The following is an 18,104-nucleotide window of genomic DNA, read 5'->3' as shown; positions in this document are numbered from 1 at the left end:
CGGCGCCCGCCACCGTGGCGGGCGCCGTATCGGATTACGCCGCCTCGATCGGCAGCTTGACTTCGCGCGGCTGCGGGAAGCTGAACGCGCCGCTCTCGTCCATGACGTGCAGTTCGCCGTCCATGATCGAGAAATAGGCGCCGTGGACCTTCAACTGGCCCGCCGCCTTGGCGTCCTGCACGAAGGGGAAGGTGTCGAGGTTCTCAATCGAGGTGCGAACCGCCTCATATTCCATCTCACGCGCGGCTTCGGGTCCGGTGCCGTAAGCAGCCTTCACCTTCTCGCGCGCGTCGGACAGAATATCGACCCAGGCGGCGACGAAGCCGCCTTCACCGGGGGCGGCGTCCTTGAACACGTTCGACAACGCCGCCGCGCAGCCGCCACATGCGCCGTGGCCCATGACGACAACCTCCTCGACCTTCAGCTTGGTGACGGCGAACTCCAGTGCCGCCGACACGCCGTGACGGCCGCCATCGTCATCGAACGGGGGCACCAGCGCCGCGACGTTGCGAACGACGAAGATCTCGCCGGGCAGCGTGTCGAAGATCTGGGCCGGCTCGACGCGGCTGTCGGAGCAGGCGATAATCATCACCTTCGGCTCCTGCTTCTCGCGCAACGATTGCCAGCGTTCATGCTGGCGGTGCAGGTCGGACGTGCGGAAGCGGTGATAGCCGTCGACCAGTTCAGCGAAATGAGTCATCTGTCTCCTCTCTAGCTTGGGTGGAATCACAGGTTCCAACGCAGCACATTTAGCACCGTTTCCGCCGCCCATTGTATCAAAGCATTGCGAAGGCTATCTGCCGCCCATGACCGACAGCCCCGCGCTTGCCCCCCGCGCGCCCCGTTCGCGCAAGCCCGACTGGATCCGCGTCAAGGCACCGACCTCGACCGGTTTTGCCGAGACCCGGGACCTGATGCGCCGCCTGAACCTCGCCACCGTGTGCGAGGAAGCGGCGTGTCCGAACATCGGCGAGTGCTGGACCAAGAAACACGCGACCGTCATGATCCTGGGCGATGTGTGCACGCGCGCCTGCGCCTTCTGCAACGTCAAGACCGGAATGCCGCGCAAGGTCGATCCGCTGGAGCCGGAACATACCGCCGTCGCCGCCGCAGAGCTGGGCCTTGAGCATATCGTCATCACATCGGTCGACCGCGACGACCTGCCCGATGGCGGCGCCAGCCAGTTCGTCAAGGTGATCGAGGCGCTGCGCCGGAATACACCCAGGACGACGATCGAGATCCTGACCCCCGATTTCCGCAACAAGGCGGAAGCTGCGGTCGAGGCGATCGTCGCGGCGCGCCCTGACGTCTATAACCACAACCTTGAAACCGTGCCGCGCCTGTATCCGACGATCCGGCCAGGTGCTCGCTATTACGCGTCGCTGCGGCTGCTGGAGAGCGTGAAGAAGCACGATCCGTCGATCTTCACCAAATCGGGTATCATGCTTGGCCTGGGCGAACAGCGGCTGGAAGTGCATCAGGTCATGGACGACATGCGATCCGCCGATGTCGATTTTCTGACGATGGGCCAATATCTGCAACCCACGCCGCGCCACGCCAGGGTCGAGGATTTCGTGACGCCGCAGGCGTTTGATGCCTATGCAGCGATCGCGCGGGCCAAGGGTTTCCTGCTGGTGGCATCGTCGCCGCTTACCCGGTCGAGCTATCATGCGGGCGAGGATTTCGAACGCCTGCGCGCCAATCGCGAGGCGAAGCTGGCGCGCGTCAAGGCCTGATGCCCAGACACAACGAGACGCGGCATCTGCCCTATTCCCCCGAGCAGATGTTCGACATGGTGGCCGATGTCGGTCGCTATGCCGAATTTCTGCCGTGGGTCAGCGCCATCCGCGTGCGATCGGACAGCGACACCGAAATGGTCGCCGACATGATCGTCGGCTTCAAGGGCCTGCGTGAGAGTTTCACGTCGCGCGTGCAAAAGGAACGGCCCGGCCATATCCGGGTCGATTATCTCGACGGGCCGCTCAAATACCTGAACAATGACTGGACGTTCCGGCCCGACGGGCAGGGCGGCTGCATGGTCGACTTCTGCGTCGATTTCCAGTTCAAGAACCGGATGTTCGAAATGCTGGCCGGGCAGGTGTTCGACCGCGCGCTTCGCAAGATGATCGGCGCGTTCGAGGAACGCGCCGCTACGCTTTACGGCGCGGGTTCTTCAGCCGACGCCTCGGGTTCGGCGGCGCCCGGCAACAGCAGTTCGAGCGCGCACGACGCGGCCTGAAGCCGCACGCCCGCGCGGCCATTATCCTCGAACAATCGCGAATCGGCGTGGATGTCGCGCGGGTCGGCGCCGCGCACCGCCTTGGCAAAAACGACGGTGCCGACCGGTTTCTTGTCGGTGCCGCCGCCCGGCCCCGCAATGCCGGTGATCGCGACCGCCACATCGGCGCTTGAATGTTCGAGCGCGCCTTGCGCCATTCGCCAAGCCACCGCGATCGACACCGCGCCGAATGTTTCAAGCACGTCGAGGCTGACGCCCAGCGTGACGCGCTTGGCATCGTTGGAATAGGTGACGAAACCGGCATCGAGCACTTCGGACGAGCCGGGAATCTCGGTAATCGCCGCCGCGACCAAGCCGCCGGTGCAGCTTTCGGCCAGCGCGACACGACGCCCGGCAGCCTTGTTTTCCGCAACGACGCGACGCGCCAGTTCGACCAGTTTTTCGGGCAGCATCGTGGCTTGATCGGTCATCGCGGCTGGACCTCACAGATCGGAAGTGCGGGACGACGACCGGCCTTGCGATCACGATCCCCGGCAAGTTGCAGAAAAGCGACGGCAAGTCCCGCGACGTTGCGCGGCGGGAGTGGCGCCATCAGCGACAGGATGCGGTCGAGCCGCGGGCAGTCCGATGCCGTGATCTCGGCCGCGACCAGCGGTGCGACGAGCGAGGCGACCGCCGGCGCTGCAAACGCCGAGTCAAGCAGCGGCGCGACGTCCGGTCCGGCAATTTTGGCGATCGCGGTCCGGGCGGCGGGCCAGGCCTCGGCGCTCACGCCGGCATAACGCTGGCCCAAGGTTGCGCCGGATCGCCGCAGATAAGCGTTGGCGGGCAGGATCGGCGCACAGATGCGATTAGTCTGCGCCAGCAGATCGGGCGCGAGGTAGAGCAGCACCGATTCACCCTCCCGCTCGGTCAGGCACGTCGCTGCCGAGCGTGTCTGCGCCGCGACGCTCGCGGGCAATGCCATCAGCGTCAATGCCGCGCCCAGAACGGAAATCGCCTTCATGCGCCGTTCTCCCGAGTAACAGGCACGCGAACCGTGGCGAGCGCCTGCGCCGCGATCCCTTCGCCGCGCCCGGTGAAACCCAGCCGCTCGGTCGTGGTTGCCTTCACGCTGACCTGATTCTGATGCAGCCGCAGCAGGTCGGCGATGCGCGCGCGCATCGCTTCGCGGTGCGGACCGATCTTCGGCGCTTCGCACATCAAGGTCAGGTCGACAAAGTCGATGACGCCGCCCCGTTGCGCGACGAGCGCGGCGGCATGTTCCAGGAACTGCGCTGAATTGGCGCCCTTCCATTGCGGGTCGCTGGGCGGGAAATGCTGGCCGATATCGCCAGCGGCAATGGTGCCGAGCAATGCGTCGGTGATCGCGTGCAGCGCAACATCGGCGTCGCTGTGCCCCGACAATCCCCTGTCATGCGGGATCAGGATGCCGCCCAGCCACAATTCCTCACCCGCCTCCAGCCGGTGAACGTCGAAGCCGGAAGCGCTGCGGCTGACCATCTGTGCGCCGAGCATGGCTTCGGCACGCGCGGCATCGGCGGGCCAGGTGATTTTTTCCAGCATCGGGTCTCCTTCGACCAGAGCGACGACGTGACCCGCGCGGCGCAGCATCTGCGCGTCGTCGGTCGCATCGGCATCATGGGGCCAAGCGTCGTGGGCGGCGATCAGTTCCGCCAGGGCAAAGGCCTGCGGCGTCTGGATACGATACAGCCCCTTGCGATCGACCGTGTCGCCCAGCACGTCGATCCCGCGCGCCAGCGTATCGGCAACCGGCAGCGCGGGGGTCGCGCCAGCGTCGGTATCGAGCGCTGCGATCAGCGCGTCGATGACGCGATCGGGCACGAACGGGCGCGCGGCGTCGTGCACCAGCACCCGGTCGAAACCCGCCGCGGCCAGCGCGACCAGTCCGTTTCGAACCGATGCCTGCCTTGTCGCGCCGCCGGTGACGAACGCAACGTCGCCCAGCGCCTCGGCCAGCGCGGCTTGCTGCCCATCGGCGATCACGACCAGCACATGGTCGATGCCCGGATGTGCGGAAAAGGTCGCATGGCTCCATGCCAGCATCACACGCCCGCCCAGCAGCCGGAACTGCTTTGGCGCGCCCATGCGGGTGCCCTGGCCGGCGGCGACGATCAGGGCGGCGGTCTTGGCTCGGTCCATCCCGCGCCGCCTAGCTTAATCGCCTCGCCCCCGCCAGCCTTGCCAGGCCCCGGCCCTTGGGCTAGATGCTGCCCGTTTTTCAGGCAAGTCAATGACCATGCTCGCTCCTATCCAGGTCGGCCCGGTGCGGATCGACAACCCCGTGATCCTCGCGCCGATGACCGGCGTCACCGATCTGCCGTTCCGAAAGATCGTGCGGCGCTTCGGCTCAGGGCTGAACGTCACCGAGATGATCGCCAGCCAGGCGATGATCCGCGAAACGCGCCAGTCGCTGCAAAAAGCGGCCTGGGACCCGGTTGAGGAGCCGGTGTCGATGCAGCTCGCGGGCTGCTCGCCTCGCGAAATGGCCGAGGCGGCGCGGCTGAACGAGGATCGCGGGGCGGCGATCATCGACATCAACATGGGCTGCCCGGTGAAAAAGGTCGTCAATGGCGACGCGGGTTCGGCATTGATGCGCGACCTGCCGCTGGCGGCCAGCCTGATCGACGCGACGGTCAAGGCGGTCAAGGTGCCCGTGACCGTCAAGATGCGGATGGGCTGGGATCACACCAGCCTGAACGCGCCCGAACTGGCGCGCATCGCGCAGGACCTGGGCGCACAGATGATTACCGTGCATGGCCGCACCCGCAACCAGATGTACAAGGGCAGCGCCGACTGGGCATTCGTCGCGCGCGTCAAGGAAGCGGTGACGCTACCCGTCATCGTCAACGGCGACATCTGTTCGATCGAGGATGCGCGCACCGCACTGGCGCAATCGGGCGCGGACGGCGTGATGATCGGGCGCGGCGCCTATGGTCGGCCGTGGCTGCTGGGACAGGTCATGGCCGAGCTGGCCGGGGGCGGACCGATCCCCGACCCGTCGGTCGAGGCGCAGTATGACCTGATTGCCGAGCATTACGACATGATGCTCAGCCATTATGGCAGTGAAACCGGCGTCAATATGGCACGCAAGCATATCGGCTGGTATACGCGCGGGCTGCACGGATCGGCGGAGTTTCGCAACAAGGTGAACCAGCAGGCCGATCCGCGTGTCGTGCAGGCGATGCTGGCGGAGTTCTACGCCCCGTGGCGTTCGCGCGCGGCGGCATAGGCGCCGCTGCCGACAACGCGCCGGGTTTCGCCGACCTGTTCGCCGCGTTGCCGGTTGCGGTGCTGGTGCTCGATCCCGGCGATTGCATATTGTTCGCCAATGGCGCGTGCGAACTGCTGCTCAACCAGTCCGAACGTTCGATGCGTGGGCTGGGTCTGACACAGGTGCTGACGCTGCCGGAGGAATATGCGCGCAGCCGTGATCGCGGCGGTTTGGCGCTGTTCGATACCGAACTGGTGACGCGGCGCGGGCACCGGGTGCGCGTCGACATGAACGAAACCGTCCTGCCCGAAGGGCCGGGCTGGCGCGTCGTCACGCTGCACGATGCCGCCGCGTCGCGCCGCCACGCCGTGGGGGAGCGGGGCAGCGCCCGAGCCGCGATGGGCGCCGCCGCAATGCTGGCGCACGAAATCAAGAATCCGTTGTCGGGCATCCGCGGCGCCGCGCAGTTGCTGGAAGCGAGCGGCGGCGAAGTCGAGCTGACCGAACTGATTACGACCGAGGTCGACCGCATCGCCGCGCTGATCGACCGGATGCAGGATTTCACCGACACCCGCGCACCCAATCTGGAAGGGGCCAACATCTATCCGCTGCTTGCCCACGCCCGTCGCGTCGCCGAAGCGGGCTTTGCGCGCGCGGTGCCGGTGGAGGAGCGTTTCGACCCGTCGCTGCCGCCGGTGCAGGTCGACCGCGACCGCTTTGTTCAGGTCATCCTGAACCTGCTGAAAAACGCGACCGAGGCGGTGGCGGGGCGGCCCGATCCGCTGGTCCAGATCACCACCGCCTATCGCCACGGCATGTCCACCAGTGCTGCACCGGGCCGCCCGCGACAGAAGCTGCCGATCGAAATCTGCGTGGTCGACAACGGCCCCGGCGCTCCGGTCGATATCGCCGAGCATCTGTTCGACCCGTTCGTGTCGAGCAAGCCGGAGGGGCAGGGGCTGGGCCTGTCGCTGGTCGACAAGCTGGTGCGCGATATGGGCGGCATCGTTGCCTATACCCGCGAGGGAGAACCCGAATGCACGGTGCTGCGTATCCTGTTGCCACGGGCCGAACAATGAGCGCGGCGCAGTTGGGGCGCATCCTGGTGTGCGATGACGATGGCGCGATTCGCACCGTCATCGCGCAGGCGCTGCGGCGCGCGGGCCACCGTGTCGAAACCGTCGCCAGCCTGTCGCAGCTGCGTGCCGAGATCGCGCGCGGGCTGCCCGATGTGCTCGTGACCGACGTGATTCTGCCCGATGGCAACGGCCTTGACGTCGTGACGTCACTGACCAGCGATTATCCCGGCCTGCCGATCATCGTGCTGTCGGCGCAGAACACGCTGACCACCGCCGTTCGCGCGACCGAGGCGGGGGCGTTCGAATATCTGCCCAAGCCGTTCGACCTCGCCGCGTTGGCCGATGCGGTGCAGGGCGCACTGGCGCGGCGCGTGGCGCGACCGGTCGACCTGGGACCTGCGGAGGAGGGTGGGGGGCTGCTGATCGGGCGGTCGCCTGCGATGCAGGAAGTCTATCGCATCGTCGCGCGTGTGGTTGCCAACGACCTGACCGTCCTGATTTCGGGCGAATCGGGCACCGGCAAGGAATTGGTCGCGCGCGCGATCCACGAGCTGGGGCCGCGCCGCCGCGCGCCGTTCGTCGCGATCAACATGGCCGCGATCCCGCGCGAACTGATCGAGGCCGAGTTGTTCGGCCACGAACGCGGCGCCTTCACCGGCGCGGCGCAGCGCGTGGCCGGCCGGTTCGAGCAGGCGACGGGCGGAACGCTGTTCCTCGACGAGATCGGCGACATGCCGATGGAGGCGCAGACGCGGCTGCTGCGCGTGCTCCAGTCGGGCGAGTTCACCACCGTCGGGGGGGCGCGCACCATTCGCGCCGATGTCCGCATCGTCGCCGCGACCAACAAGGCGCTGGCCATGTCGGTGCAGCAGGGCGCGTTCCGCGAGGATCTGTTCTACCGGCTGAACGTCGTGCCGATCAGCCTGCCGCCGCTGCGCGACCGGCGACAGGATGTGCCGCTGCTGGCGCGACACTTTCTCGACCGCGCGGCCGAGAACGGCTTGCCGCGCAAGGGCATTGATCGCGGCGCGCTGACGTTGCTGGAGGCGCATGACTGGCCCGGCAATGTTCGCGAACTGGAAAATCTGATGCGCCGCGCCGCTGCTTTGGCCCGCGACGCGACGATCGATGCCGAGGAAATCCGCGCGCACATGGGCAAGGGCGGGCCGCCCGCCATCGCGACAATCGACGCCGATCCCGATCTGGCTGTCGCTGTGTCCGCGTGGCTGGCGCGCGTTGCCCGTGACAATCCGCAGGCGTTCGATGACGGTTCGTTGTATGAACGCATCATCGCCGAGGTCGAGCGGCCGCTGATCGAGGCGGTGCTGGCACGGTGCGGACAGAACCAGTTGCGCGCCGCGCGGATGCTGGGAATCAATCGCAATACGTTGCGAAAGCGGCTGGATACGCTGGGCATCGATCCTACTCGCCGAAGCGTGAGCGTCTAGCGATCAAATGAACCAAAGAATGTGTTTTCGCGGCAACGCCGACGTTGTATCGTTGCAACGATGGTGGCCGTCGAATCCGAACGCCTGATGTCCGAGCCTCGCCGTCGGCCGATCGTCATGCCGATTGTCGAGCTTGCGGTGCTGGCTGCCGCGATCGCGATCGGCATCGGCACCTATTTCATCATCACGGCGGACCCGGCATCGCCGCGTCCGTTGACGCCGCCGCTGGTCGCGGTGCTGATGGTCGCCAATCTGGTGCCTGCGGTCGCGTTGCTGGTGCTGGTGGGGCGCCGCATCGCCATCCGCCGGGCGGCGGCAATCGAGGGCGGCGGGCAGGGGCGGCTGCACGTCCGGCTGGTAGCGCTGTTCTCGGTCCTGGCCAGCGTGCCGATGATCCTCGTCACGATCGTCGCGTCGATCCTGTTCCAATATGGTGTCGAGTTCTGGTATTCCGACCGGGCGCGCGACATGATCGAACGCGCGGCGGTGCTGGCCAATGAATCCTATGTCGAGATGACGCGCTGGGTCGATGGCGAGAATATCGCCGTCGGCGTTGATGTCGCCAATCTGTTGTCGAGCGGTTATGATTTCGACACCGAAGAGTTCGTGTCGACCTATGCCCAGAGCGTGCTGCAACGCAGCCTGGCCGAATCGATCGTGTTCGGCGTGTCGCCGCAGGGCGAAATCCTGACCTTTGCGTTGCTCGACCCGTATGAGCGCGGGCTGGCCAGCAGCATCCGGGTCGAGGATGCGCGCGCCGTCCTGAACGGCCGCCCCAGCGTCGTGATCGTCAGTGGGGAGCGGGTCCAGTCGATCGCGCCGGTGCCGGGCACACAATATCTGGTGGCATCAAGCCGCGTTGTCGGGGCGCGCGAGTTGATGCAGCGCAAGGAACGCGCCGAGGGCGTGGTGGCCGATTACCGGGCGCTTCGCGAACGCTCACGAATGCTCCAGTTGCGCTTCAACCTGGCGCTGCTGGGCATTTCATTGTTCATCGTTGGCCTGGCGGTGTTCGCGGCGCTGGCGATCGCCGATCGACTGGTGCGCCCGGTCAACGACCTTGTGGCAGCGGCGCGGCGCGTCGCGGGCGGCAATTTCGACGCCCGCGTCCATCAGCCCAAGCGGATGGACGAAGTCGGCACGCTCGCCAGCGCCTTCAACACCATGACCGAACGGTTGAAGGAACAGACCGGCGCGCTTGTCGCCGCCAATGCGGAGGCGGAAAACCGGCGCGCGTTGATCGAGGCGGTGATGTCGGGCGTTTCCGCCGGAGTTATCTCGATCGGGCCGGAGCGGCGTGTCCGGTTGATAAACAGTTCGGCGGCGACGTTGCTCCAGACCGATGAGGCCGGCGTCATCGGTCGCCCGCTGGTGGATATCGCGCCCGAACTCGATGTGCTGCTCGCCGACGCGCAGCGCGAAGCCGTGGTCCTGTTGACCCGCGGCGGCGAAGCGCGGACGCTGGCCGTCAAGATCACGCGCGATGCCGCGGGACCGGTGCTGACCTTTGATGACATCACCCAGCAGCTTGCCGACCAGCGCCGCGCCGCATGGGCCGACGTCGCCCGCCGCATCGCGCATGAGATCAAGAATCCGCTAACCCCGATCCAACTCGCCGCCGAACGCCTGCAGCGGCGCTATGGCCGCAATGTCGAATCGGGCGACACCATCTTTGGCCAGTTGACCGAAACGATCGTGCGCCAGGTCGGCGACCTGCGCCGCATGGTCGACGAGTTCTCGTCCTTTGCGCGGATGCCCAAGCCGGTGTTCCGGCGTGAATCGCTGCTCGACATTGCACGCCAGACGCTGTTCCTGCACGAAGTGGGCAATCCCGGTATCAGCTTTCGCATGGCCGATGTGGGTGACGCCCCTGTCACCCTGGTCTGCGACCGCCGGCAGATCGGCCAGGCGCTGACCAACATCGTCAAGAACGCCGCCGAAGCCATCGCCGCGCGTGAGGGCGACGACCTGCCCCCCGGTGAAGTGGTCATGCGGCTGGGCGAGGCAGATGGCCGGGTCGCGCTGAGCATCGAGGATAATGGCGTCGGCCTGCCGGTCGAACGCGACCGCATCGTCGAGCCATATATGACGACGCGCAGCCGCGGCACCGGCCTTGGCCTGGCGATCGTCAAGAAGATTGTCGAAGAGCATCTGGGCAGCATCGCCTTTACCGACCGGCCCGGCGGCGGCACGGTGGTGACACTGGCCTTCGACCCCGCCGCGCTGGCGCCGCTGGCCGCGCCCGACGAAGCCGATCCTGCACCGGCGGACGATCAGGACCGCCTCCACATGCTGACAAGAACCCGGAACCCCGCATCATGAGCCTCGACATACTGGTCGTCGACGACGAACGAGACATTCGCGAACTGGTCGCCGGCGTGCTGGAGGACGAGGGATATCAGACGCGCGCCGCCGCCAATAGCGACGCCGCGCTGGAAGCGATCGCGACGCGCCGCCCCAGCCTGGTGCTGCTCGATGTATGGCTGCACGGCTCGCGCCTCGACGGGCTGGAGTTGCTGGAGGAGATCAAGCGCCGCGACCCGTCGCTGCCGGTGCTGGTGATTTCGGGCCATGGCAATCTGGACACCGCCGTCGCCGCGATCCGTCGTGGTGCGGTCGACTTCATCGAAAAACCGTTCGAGGCCGAGCGGTTGCTGCTGATGGTCCAGCGCGCGACCGAGACCGAACGGCTGAAGCGCGAGGTCGAGACGCTGCGCGCGTCGGTGGGGCGCGACACCGACCTGACCGGCAGCTCGAATGCGATCAACACCGTCCGCGCGACGTTGAAGCGCGTGGCATCGACGGGCAGCCGCGTCCTGATCTCCGGCGGACCGGGCGTCGGCAAGGAAGTCGCCGCCCGGCTGCTCCACGCCTGGAGCCAGCGCGCGGGCGCTCCGTTCGTCATCGTCAGCGCCGCCCGGATGACGCCCGACCGGGTCGAGGAGGAATTGTTCGGGGTGGAAGAGGCCGGCGACCTGGTGCGGCCCGGCCTGCTCGAACAGGCGCATGGCGGGACGCTGTTCCTCGACGAGATTGCCGACATGCCCGTCGCGACGCAGGCCCGTATCCTTCGCGTGCTGACCGATCAGAGCTTCAACCGCGTCGGCGGCACCCGCACGGTCAAGGTCGATGTCCGCGTGGTGTCCGCCACCGCCCGCGATCTGATGGTCGAAATCGGCGAAGCGCGGTTTCGCGAGGACCTGTATTACCGCCTGAACGTCGTGCCCGTCGTCATCCCGCCGCTGACCGACCGGCGCGAGGATATTCCGCCGCTGGTCGAGCATTATGTCGCGCGCTATGCCGCCGATCGTCGCGTGCCGACCCCCGAAGTCGCGCCGGACGCGATGGTCGCGCTGCAAAGCTATGAGTGGCCGGGCAATGTGCGCCAGTTGCGGAATGTCGTTGAACGCACGGTCATCCTTGCGCCGGGCGACCGCATCGGCCGGATCGACCTCGACCTGTTGCCCCCCGAAGTGCTGCAATCGGCACGCGATACCAGTGGCCTTGGCGCCAGCGCGATCATGGGCACGCCGCTTCGTGAAGCACGCGAGACGTTCGAACGTGAATATCTGCGCGTTCAGATCCGACGCTTTTCGGGGAATATCAGCCGAACCGCCAGCTTCATCGGCATGGAACGCTCGGCCCTGCACCGCAAGCTCAAGCTGCTCGGCATCACCGAAACGCGCGAGGAATGATGGCGGCGGTGCTGGACGCGGCACCGGTTCCATCCTACCTTGACCTAACGCGCCGCCGTGGCGCGCGACCGACGCCGTAAAAGCGGCGCGTAGCGGGTAAATGCCCGCCAAGAACAAGGGACCGTCAAATGGCCGAAAAGCAGACCTCGCTCCAGGATCAGTTCCTGAACGCACTTCGCCGCGCAAAAACCCCAGTGACCATGTTCCTGGTGAAAGGCGTGAAATTACAGGGCATTGTCACTTGGTTCGACAATTTCTCTGTCCTGCTTCGCCGCGATGGTCAGTCGCAGCTGATCTACAAGCACGCGATTTCCACGATCATGCCGGCGGGCAATATCGACCTGTCGCCCATCATTCAGAGCGTGTCCGAAAATGGCAGCCGCAATCCGGTGCTTCAGGACATTTTCCTGAACGCGGTGCGCCGTCAGGAGGAGCATGTGACCATGTTCCTTGTCAACGGCGTGATGTTGCAGGGGCAGATCGCTGCATTCGACCTGTTCTGCATGTTGCTGCAGCGCGATGGCATGTCACAGCTCGTCTATAAACACGCGGTTTCCACCATTCAGCCCGCCAATTCGCTGAACCTTGCCGAGGAACAGGCGCAAGGCGACGCGACCTGAGCGAGCGTTCGATGGGAAGCGGTTTCGACCGTGATGCCGACGAGTTCGCGCGCGGGGCGCGTGCGATCGTCGTCCTGCCCGATCAGGGCGGCGCGTCGCGCGACGCCGATGCCCGGCTGGAGGAAACTGCGGGCCTTGCCGCCGCGATCGGGATCGAGGTTGTCGATCGCGTTCCGCTTCGCGTGCGGACGCCGCGCCCCGCGACTCTGATCGGCGGCGGACAGGTCGAAGCGCTGCGTGAAAAGGTCGAGACACTGGGCGCGACGCTGGCAGTGTTCGACAGCGCGCTGACCCCGGTTCAGCAACGCAATCTGGAAACGGGGCTGGGCTGCAAGGTCATTGACCGCACCGGCCTGATCCTCGAAATCTTCGGGGAGCGGGCGCGCACTGCCGAGGGGCGGCTCCAGGTCGAACTTGCCCATCTCGATTACCAGTCGTCGCGCCTGGTGCGAAGCTGGACCCATCTTGAGCGGCAGCGCGGCGGCTTCGGCTTTCTCGGCGGTCCCGGCGAAACGCAGATCGAGGCCGACCGTCGCATGATCCGCGACCGCATGGCGCGGTTGCGTCGTGAACTGGATCAGGTCAGCCGGACGCGCACGCTCCACCGCGACCGGCGCCAGCGCGCACCGTGGCCGGTGATCGCGCTGGTCGGTTACACCAATGCCGGAAAGTCGACGCTGTTCAATCGCCTGACGGGTGCCGACGTCATGGCGGAAAATCTGTTGTTCGCGACGCTCGACCCGACGCTCCGGCAGATTTCGCTGCCAGGGATCGACAAGGCGATCCTGTCCGACACGGTGGGCTTTGTCTCCGAACTGCCGACCCAACTCGTTGCCGCATTCAAGGCGACGCTGGAAGAGGTCATATCCGCCGACCTGCTGATCCATGTCCGCGATATCGCGCACCCCGACAGCGAAGCGCAGCGTGCCGATGTCGAGTCGGTGCTGTCCGAGATCGGCGTGGATGCGGAAACGCCGCGCCTGGAAGCGTGGAACAAGCTCGACGCTCTGGGCGACGATCAGCGTGAACAGATCATGGGCGAAGTGGCGGGCAGGGGCGATGTCGTCGCGCTGTCGGCACTGACCGGGGAGGGGGCCGACCGACTGGTCGACGTTGCCGCGCGGCAACTGACCGCAGGCCACCGGCGCTACACGCTGTCACTCGACCCCGGCGATGGCGCCGGGGCGGCGTGGTTGTATCAGCATGGCGATGTTGTGGATCACTGGATCGACGCAGACGGCGCGCATTACGACGTGCGGCTGGCACCATCAGACTTTGAGCGGTTTAATAGCCGTTGATCCTATGTGTCTGACTTGGCCCGGTTCCACAGGTCTTCCTTGGCATGGAGGTCGAGCGAATTGAAATCGCCCGCCGCGGTGGCCTCCATCGTTCGGAACCGGCGCTCGAACTTGCCGTTCGCATGTCGCAGCGCCGCTTCGGCATCCACGCCCATATGCCTGGCCCAGTTGACGACCGAGAAGAGAAGGTCGCCAATCTCTTCGACACGAGCGGCTGCGTCGCTGGCGCTTTCAACCTCGGCGATTTCCTCGTCAATCTTGCGGCGCGGGCCATCGGCATCGGGCCAGTCGAAGCCGACGCGCGCGGCGCGCTTCTGCAACTTTTCCGCTCGCAACAGCGCCGGAAGGCCAGCAGCGACACCGGCCAGCGCGCTTTGATCGTCTTTTTCGGCGCGCTCCTCGGCCTTTATCGTTTCCCACAGATGATGGCCGCCATGGGGCGCATTGCCGAAGATGTGCGGATGGCGGCGCTCCATCTTGTCGCTGATCGCGGCAACCACGTCACCAAACGCAAATGCGCCGCGTTCCTCCGCGAGGCGACTGTGGAACACGACCTGCAACAGCAGATCGCCAAGTTCATCCTTCAACTCGGCCATGTCATCGCGTTCGCACGCGTCGGCGACTTCATAGGCTTCTTCGATGGTATAGGGCGCGATCGATCGAAAATCCTGCGCCAGATCCCATTCGCAACCATGATCGGGATCGCGCAACCGCGCCATGATGCCGAGTAGCCTTGAGATCAAGCGGGCCTCCCCAATCGCATAGATATAAGTCCGATAATCTACATTATGTAAAAAATGAGCCAGTTATCGCTTCGGCTCAAGGATCAGCGTCTGGCCTTCGACCCGCCAGCTTCCCAACTTTGATAGAAAGTTCATGCCGACCACGCTGGTGTCGCCGAAGCTCGGCGAAATGACGACGGACAGATCGCGCACTTCCAGTCCACCGATCCCGAATGTCTCCGCAACCCCGCGCCGCGCCGATATCTGTCCATTGGCGGTGCCCAGGATAACCGGGAACCCACCCGACGGCTCGACACCTGCCTTTGCCGCAGCGACTTCGGACAATGCGGTGATGGTTGCGCCGCTGTCGATCAGCATTCGCACGCCGGCGCCATTGACGCGCGCGCTGGCATAGAAGTGCCCATCGGCCGACTGACGGATCCGCACCGTTTCGCCGACGACAGACTGGCCGCCCAGGCCGGCGCGTTCAGCCAGCATCACAATCTCGTCGCGGCGGCTGAACAGGATGAACAGCACGGCAGCGATTGCAAGCCAGCCAAGCACCGAGCGAATGACCATGCCGATCGATAATCGCCGTGCCGTCAGCGCGCTCAGCACCAGCACCAATGCGCCGATCGCCCAGACGAGTTCGACGCCCTGGTCGCCCGTCACGGTTGCAGCACCATGCCGTCATATCCGGCCGCCACGCCAACAGGGAGGCGCGATGCAAGCCCCTGATAATCAAGGGAGTTATCCATGTGGATCAACACTGCCCGGCGCGGGCGCACACGCTCGACATAGGCAAGCGCCTGATCGAGATGATTGTGCGAGGGATGCGGCCGGTCACGCAGCGCATCCAACACCCACAGATCGCACTCGCGGAACAACGCCTCCATTTCAGGCGTCATCGCGTTGAAGTCGGTTGAATAAACTGCCGATTTCCCTTGATGGGTGAATCTCAGACCCGCGCTGGTGATCGAACCATGGGGCTGATCCACTGCCTCGACCACAATGTCGCCGATCGCCAGTCTGTCGGGTAAAGGGTTGAGCGTCGCCACCGGCCGATAGCCATTGGCGCCCCGGAAAACATAGTCGAACCGCGCCGACAGTGACGCCTGGGTCGCTGGGCGCGCGTAACAGGGGACCGTCGCCGCGCGCGCCTGTGCCATCTGACGCAGATCGTCGATGCCATGCGTATGGTCGGCATGATCGTGCGTCCAGATCACGGCATCCACGCATCCGATATCGGCGGCATTCAATTGCTCGCGCAGATCGGGACCGGTGTCGATCAGGATGCGGACGGCCGCGGTCTCCACCAACGCCGCGCAGCGTGTCCGCCGGTTGCGGGGGTTCGACGGATCGCACGCCCCCCAGTCGTTGCCGATCCGCGGCACCCCGGACGACGTGCCGCAACCGAGCAGCGTCACCTTCACGCATCGACCCCGCTGAACAATGTGCGGAAATTGGCGGCCGTCGTCGCGGCAAGCATTTCGGCGCCCTCCCCGCGCAGGTCGGCCAGAAACGCGCAGGTATCGGCAACGAACGCCGGTTCTCCGGTCCTGCCCCGGTGTGGCACGGGCGCGAGAAACGGCGCATCGGTTTCGATCAGCAGCCGGTCAGCAGGGAGTTGCGCGGCGACGGCCTGAAGCTCCCGCGCGCTTTTGAACGTGACGATTCCTGAGATCGAGATGTAGAAACCGAGTGCAAGCATCTGATCTGCAAAGGCCTGGGTGCCGGTGAAGCAATGGATGACTGCGCCGAACGGTCCCTTGGCGAGTTCATCCTCTAATAAGGCCCGCGTGTCGGCTTCGGCATCGCGGGTATGGACGATGATGGGCAGGCGGGTCGCACGCGCTGCCGCGCAATGCGCGCGGAAAAGGGCTGCCTGTCGCCCGCGGTCGCTGTGATCGTAATGGTAATCCAGACCGCACTCGCCCAGGCCCACGACGCGCGGATGGTCGGCAGCGGCGACCAGCGCGGCAGCGTCGACATGCCCATGGGCGTCGGCTTCATGCGGGTGGATGCCGACGCTGGCCCACACATCGGCGTTGCGCTCGGCCGTCGCGATGACATCGCCCCATTCGCTTTGCCGCGTCGAGATGTTGAGCATCGCCCCCACACCCCGCGTCCGCGCGCGTTCAAGGACGGCATCCTGATCCTCGACCAGTCCCTTGTAATTCAGATGGCAATGGCTGTCGGCCAGCATCATGCCGCGTCTTCCTCCGCCGGGATTTCCAATCGAGGGAAGATGGGGGTCGGCGCTTCGATGCGAAAGCCCTGTTCCGCCTGTCCGGCATACCATCCATCATCGGCAAGCGCGGCGTGGCTCCGGTCAGAGGCGCCCAGTTGATCGAGCAGCTGATCGGCAGCCGTCGGCACGACGGGCCGGATCGTGATCGCCAGCAACCGGATGGCGCGGACCAGCGTGCCGAGCACTGCGTGCATCCGCTCCGCATCGGTCTTGCGAAGCGCCCATGGCGCCTGCACGTCGATATACTGGTTGCACGCGAATACTCCGCGCATCCATGCCTCCAGCGCCTGGCTGAGCGACTGGTCCGCGAACAGACGGATGAACTCGGCATTGGCCTCCGCCACCGCGGCCAGCAGCGCATCGTCGGCGGGGTCATGGCGGCCGGCGTCCGGGAATGCCCCTCCCAGGTTCTTTGCGATAAAGCTCAACGTGCGCTGCGCCAGATTGCCAAAGCTGTTCGACAGGTCGGCATTGGCGCGTGTGGCGATGGCGCGCGGTGAATAGCTGCCATCCTGCCCCCAACTGATGTCGCGCAACAGGAAGTAGCGCAGCGGATCGACGCCGAACGCCTCTGCCAGTGCCATCGGGTCGACGACGTTGCCGACCGACTTCGACATCTTCTCACCCTTGTTCAGCACAAAGCCGTGGCCGAACACTTCGCGTGGCAGCGGCAGGCCAGCGGACATCAGGAACGCGGGCCAATAGACCGCGTGGAACCGCACGATATCCTTGCCGATCACATGGCACGCCGCCGGCCAGTATCGCCACAACTCACCCTGGTCGGGATAGCCGGCGCCGGTCAGGTAATTGGTCAGCGCATCGACCCAGACATACATGACATGGCCCGGACCGCCGGGCACCGGCACCCCCCAGTCAAAGCTGGTTCGCGATACCGACAGGTCGGTCAGCCCACCCTCGACAAAGCGCAGCACTTCGTTGCGGCGACTTTCCGGCCGGATGAAGCCGGGATTGGCGGCATAGAAATCGAGCAGCGGCTGCTGATATTTCGACAGGCGGAAGAACCAGGTTTCCTCCGCCGTCCATTCGACAGGCGTTCCCTGTGGCGACAGTTTCTGCCCCCCCTCCCCGTCGACCAGCTCCTTCTCCTCGTAAAAGGCTTCGTCGCGGACCGAATACCAGCCCTCATATCGGTCGAGATACAGATCGCCCGCTGCCGCCATCGCTTGCCAGATGGTCTGGCTGGCGCGGTAATGATCCGGCTCGACCGTGCGAATGAAACGATCGCACGAGATATTAAGCCGATCGGCCATATCACGGAAATATCCCGACATTTCATCGGCCAGCGCACGCGCCGTAATGCCCCGGTCCCGCGCGGTCTGCGCCATTTTCAGCCCATGCTCGTCGGTGCCGGTCTGGAACCGCACGTCGCGCCCCGCCTGTCGGTGAAAGCGCGCCAGCGCATCGGCCGCGATCATTTCATACGCATGGCCGATATGCGGTCGGCCATTGGGATAATGGATTGCAGTGGTGATATAATAGGGTTCGGCCATGCACCC

Annotated in this window: 17 protein-coding genes and 1 pseudogene; 9 read left to right on the top strand and 9 right to left on the bottom strand. The window is 65.6% G+C overall.

The genetic code is table 11. The annotated features are described in order from the left end of the window. Window positions 1-34 precede the first annotated feature (34 nt). The gene (locus tag VL973_RS06255) at window positions 35-700 is read right to left on the bottom strand and encodes a carbonic anhydrase (protein WP_325283167.1); all 666 of its coding nucleotides are present in this window, start codon (window positions 698-700) and stop codon (window positions 35-37) included. 106 nt (window positions 701-806) lie between these two features. Between VL973_RS06255 and lipA the strand changes: the two genes are divergently transcribed. After that, the gene (gene lipA / locus VL973_RS06250) at window positions 807-1,736 is read left to right on the top strand and encodes a lipoyl synthase (RefSeq protein WP_325283166.1); all 930 of its coding nucleotides are present in this window, start codon (window positions 807-809) and stop codon (window positions 1,734-1,736) included. Beyond that, window positions 1,736-2,239, top strand: a complete 504-nt coding sequence (locus VL973_RS06245; RefSeq protein ID WP_325283165.1) for a type II toxin-antitoxin system RatA family toxin — start codon at window positions 1,736-1,738, stop codon at window positions 2,237-2,239. Before lipA ends, VL973_RS06245 begins: the two co-directional genes overlap by 1 nt. On the opposite strand, the gene VL973_RS06240 is transcribed toward VL973_RS06245, so the two are convergent. The 3 genes from VL973_RS06240 to VL973_RS06230 are packed head-to-tail and all read right to left on the bottom strand — an operon-like array spanning window position 2,158 to window position 4,402. Further along, a complete protein-coding gene (locus VL973_RS06240) occupies window positions 2,158-2,709 on the bottom strand; it encodes a CinA family protein (protein WP_325283164.1) in 552 nt (183 codons plus the stop codon). The two genes, VL973_RS06245 and VL973_RS06240, sit on opposite strands and share 82 nt — an antisense overlap. Then, window positions 2,706-3,245 (bottom strand): hypothetical protein, encoded by a 540-nt coding sequence (locus VL973_RS06235; protein WP_325283163.1) that lies wholly within the window; start codon window positions 3,243-3,245, stop codon window positions 2,706-2,708. The genes VL973_RS06240 and VL973_RS06235 overlap by 4 nt, the downstream gene beginning before the upstream one ends. After that, complete coding sequence (locus tag VL973_RS06230) at window positions 3,242-4,402, bottom strand: bifunctional 2-C-methyl-D-erythritol 4-phosphate cytidylyltransferase/2-C-methyl-D-erythritol 2,4-cyclodiphosphate synthase (protein WP_325283162.1); 1,161 nt, start codon at window positions 4,400-4,402, stop codon at window positions 3,242-3,244. Before VL973_RS06230 ends, VL973_RS06235 begins: the two co-directional genes overlap by 4 nt. 91 nt (window positions 4,403-4,493) lie before the next feature. Here VL973_RS06230 and dusB point away from each other — a divergent pair, with 91 nt between their 5' ends. The 7 genes and pseudogenes from dusB to hflX all read left to right on the top strand — a co-directional run bounded on the left by dusB (window position 4,494) and on the right by hflX (window position 13,614). Continuing rightward, entirely contained in the window at window positions 4,494-5,492 is a 999-nt protein-coding gene (gene dusB, locus VL973_RS06225) for a tRNA dihydrouridine synthase DusB (RefSeq protein ID WP_325283161.1), read from the top strand. Then, window positions 5,468-6,553, top strand: coding sequence for a two-component system sensor histidine kinase NtrB (locus VL973_RS06220; protein ID WP_325283160.1), 1,086 nt, complete (start codon window positions 5,468-5,470; stop codon window positions 6,551-6,553). The genes dusB and VL973_RS06220 overlap by 25 nt, the downstream gene beginning before the upstream one ends. Beyond that, window positions 6,550-8,001 (top strand): nitrogen regulation protein NR(I), encoded by a 1,452-nt coding sequence (ntrC, locus tag VL973_RS06215; protein WP_325283159.1) that lies wholly within the window; start codon window positions 6,550-6,552, stop codon window positions 7,999-8,001. Before VL973_RS06220 ends, ntrC begins: the two co-directional genes overlap by 4 nt. 87 nt (window positions 8,002-8,088) lie before the next feature. Beyond that, on the top strand, window positions 8,089-10,323 hold the full coding sequence (locus VL973_RS06210; protein ID WP_325283158.1) for a sensor histidine kinase NtrY-like: 2,235 nt from the start codon (window positions 8,089-8,091) through the stop codon (window positions 10,321-10,323). After that, complete coding sequence (gene ntrX / locus VL973_RS06205; RefSeq protein WP_325283157.1) at window positions 10,320-11,696, top strand: nitrogen assimilation response regulator NtrX; 1,377 nt, start codon at window positions 10,320-10,322, stop codon at window positions 11,694-11,696. Before VL973_RS06210 ends, ntrX begins: the two co-directional genes overlap by 4 nt. Window positions 11,697-11,806: 110 nt before the next feature. Continuing rightward, a pseudogene (hfq, locus tag VL973_RS06200) lies at window positions 11,807-12,316 on the top strand (RNA chaperone Hfq); the annotation flags it as partial. Window positions 12,317-12,327: 11 nt separating this feature from the next. Beyond that, window positions 12,328-13,614, top strand: coding sequence for a GTPase HflX (gene hflX, locus VL973_RS06195; protein ID WP_325283156.1), 1,287 nt, complete (start codon window positions 12,328-12,330; stop codon window positions 13,612-13,614). Between the two features lie 2 nt (window positions 13,615-13,616). On the opposite strand, the gene mazG is transcribed toward hflX, so the two are convergent. The 5 genes from mazG to metG all read right to left on the bottom strand — a co-directional run bounded on the left by mazG (window position 13,617) and on the right by metG (window position 18,098). Beyond that, window positions 13,617-14,357 carry a nucleoside triphosphate pyrophosphohydrolase gene (mazG, locus tag VL973_RS06190; RefSeq protein WP_325283155.1) on the bottom strand — a complete coding sequence of 247 codons (741 nt, stop codon included), beginning with the start codon at window positions 14,355-14,357 and terminating at the stop codon, window positions 13,617-13,619. A 63-nt stretch (window positions 14,358-14,420) separates the two neighbouring features. Further along, window positions 14,421-15,008 carry a retropepsin-like aspartic protease family protein gene (locus VL973_RS06185; RefSeq protein WP_325283154.1) on the bottom strand — a complete coding sequence of 196 codons (588 nt, stop codon included), beginning with the start codon at window positions 15,006-15,008 and terminating at the stop codon, window positions 14,421-14,423. Beyond that, window positions 15,005-15,769, bottom strand: coding sequence for an MBL fold metallo-hydrolase (locus VL973_RS06180; protein ID WP_325283153.1), 765 nt, complete (start codon window positions 15,767-15,769; stop codon window positions 15,005-15,007). The genes VL973_RS06185 and VL973_RS06180 overlap by 4 nt, the downstream gene beginning before the upstream one ends. After that, window positions 15,766-16,542 (bottom strand): TatD family hydrolase, encoded by a 777-nt coding sequence (locus VL973_RS06175; protein ID WP_325283169.1) that lies wholly within the window; start codon window positions 16,540-16,542, stop codon window positions 15,766-15,768. Before VL973_RS06175 ends, VL973_RS06180 begins: the two co-directional genes overlap by 4 nt. Next, window positions 16,542-18,098: a methionine--tRNA ligase gene (metG, locus tag VL973_RS06170; RefSeq protein ID WP_325283152.1), complete on the bottom strand. Its 1,557-nt coding sequence runs from the start codon at window positions 18,096-18,098 to the stop codon at window positions 16,542-16,544. The genes VL973_RS06175 and metG overlap by 1 nt, the downstream gene beginning before the upstream one ends. Window positions 18,099-18,104 lie beyond the last annotated feature (6 nt).

Origin of the sequence: Sphingomonas sp. (assembly GCF_035490575.1) — a bacterium.
Taxonomy (GTDB): Bacteria; Pseudomonadota; Alphaproteobacteria; order Sphingomonadales; family Sphingomonadaceae; genus Sphingomonas.
The sequence above is the reverse complement of the archived record's forward strand: the minus strand, read 5'-3'. Positions and strand labels throughout refer to the sequence as shown.

Bases quoted from the DNA above. Each gene is read 5' to 3' on its own strand.
- VL973_RS06255 (WP_325283167.1), bottom strand. From the start codon at position 700: ATGACTCATTTCGCTGAACTGGTCGACGGCTATCACCGCTTCCGCACG.
- lipA (WP_325283166.1), top strand. From the start codon at position 807: ATGACCGACAGCCCCGCGCTTGCCCCCCGCGCGCCCCGTTCGCGCAAG.
- VL973_RS06245 (WP_325283165.1), top strand. From the start codon at position 1,736: ATGCCCAGACACAACGAGACGCGGCATCTGCCCTATTCCCCCGAGCAG.
- VL973_RS06240 (WP_325283164.1), bottom strand. From the start codon at position 2,709: ATGACCGATCAAGCCACGATGCTGCCCGAAAAACTGGTCGAACTGGCG.
- VL973_RS06235 (WP_325283163.1), bottom strand. From the start codon at position 3,245: ATGAAGGCGATTTCCGTTCTGGGCGCGGCATTGACGCTGATGGCATTG.
- VL973_RS06230 (WP_325283162.1), bottom strand. From the start codon at position 4,402: ATGGACCGAGCCAAGACCGCCGCCCTGATCGTCGCCGCCGGCCAGGGC.
- dusB (WP_325283161.1), top strand. From the start codon at position 4,494: ATGACCATGCTCGCTCCTATCCAGGTCGGCCCGGTGCGGATCGACAAC.
- ntrC (WP_325283159.1), top strand. From the start codon at position 6,550: ATGAGCGCGGCGCAGTTGGGGCGCATCCTGGTGTGCGATGACGATGGC.
- VL973_RS06210 (WP_325283158.1), top strand. From the start codon at position 8,089: ATGTCCGAGCCTCGCCGTCGGCCGATCGTCATGCCGATTGTCGAGCTT.
- ntrX (WP_325283157.1), top strand. From the start codon at position 10,320: ATGAGCCTCGACATACTGGTCGTCGACGACGAACGAGACATTCGCGAA.
- hflX (WP_325283156.1), top strand. From the start codon at position 12,328: ATGGGAAGCGGTTTCGACCGTGATGCCGACGAGTTCGCGCGCGGGGCG.
- VL973_RS06175 (WP_325283169.1), bottom strand. From the start codon at position 16,542: ATGCTGGCCGACAGCCATTGCCATCTGAATTACAAGGGACTGGTCGAG.
- metG (WP_325283152.1), bottom strand. From the start codon at position 18,098: ATGGCCGAACCCTATTATATCACCACTGCAATCCATTATCCCAATGGC.